Annotated in this window: 1 protein-coding gene and 1 pseudogene; both read right to left on the reverse strand. The window is 44.5% G+C overall.

Going from position 1 to position 1,016, the window contains the following annotated elements; all coding sequences use genetic code 11:
* Positions 1–645: pseudogene (locus ACS8FC_RS15090) on the reverse strand (transcription-repair coupling factor); the annotation flags it as partial.
* Between the two features lie 207 nt (positions 646–852).
* Positions 853–1,016, reverse strand: a 164-nt coding sequence (locus ACS8FC_RS15095) for an RraA family protein (protein WP_459112963.1), incomplete at its 5' end; no start/stop codon positions are given.

Below are 1,016 nucleotides of genomic sequence, written 5' to 3' on the forward strand. Positions count from 1 at the left end.
GGTCAATGTGCGCTGGGTTTGCGGATGAAAAAAGCGAATTGTCTCAATTTCATCGTCAAATAAGTCTAAACGCAGCGGAAAAGGCTGACCCATAGCAAAGATATCAATAATACTGCCACGTACTGCAAACTCACCTGGTTCAAAGACATTTTCAACCGCGCGGTAACCTGCTTTTGCCAACAGCCCACGTTGGGTATTGATATCAAATCGATCGCCAACACTCAAATCAAAATGCTGTCCAATCAACCAGCTTGGCGGTGCGACGCGATGCATGAGGGCTTGTATCGAAATAAGTAGCACTCCCGATTTCGGCATATCCGTCAACAGATTGATACGCTCACTGACGATATCTTGATGCGGAGATAGCTCATCATAAGTCAGTGTCTCCCAGTCAGGGAACACATAAGCATCGACTCCACAAAATGCTAGCTCAGTCTCTATTTGATTGAGTTGGTTCTGGTCACGTGCCACCACAACTTTTAGGCGCTCGGCAACATTCCACATCGGTGTTTGCACCAAGCTTGCCAACCATAAGCTGCTGACCGCCCCATGGACAGGCGCTAGCCAACGCCGCTCGGCATTTTGGATAGGGAACAACTGCTGGTTAATGGGATCAAACGCGTCAGTCAAAGCAGTGATAGGCATAAAGAATAAGGTCAACGTTAAGGAGTCAGAAAGCTATTATACGAATATTTGAGCAATTACCAAAACTTATGCCGTAACGGTTTGTCACTTAAAAGTTTACTCATTCATGATCGAGGATCAACAACGATTATAAAGCTTTAATTATCATTACATAAAAAAACCCCAACTGATAAGCTGAGGTTCTCATTCACACTGGTTAAACCAAGTTTAAATTAACGGTTTATCACTAGCGATAATGCCATTGTTGTCAGCATAGACGAACATCCCCGAGTTCAACGTTAAATCACCAAAGCTGATTTCGATATCCGTTTGACCTTCATCACGGCGAGTAGACTTACGCGGGATGCAACCAAGTGCCATGACACCAAGAT

Source organism: Psychrobacter sp. 1Y4 (assembly GCF_051847555.1).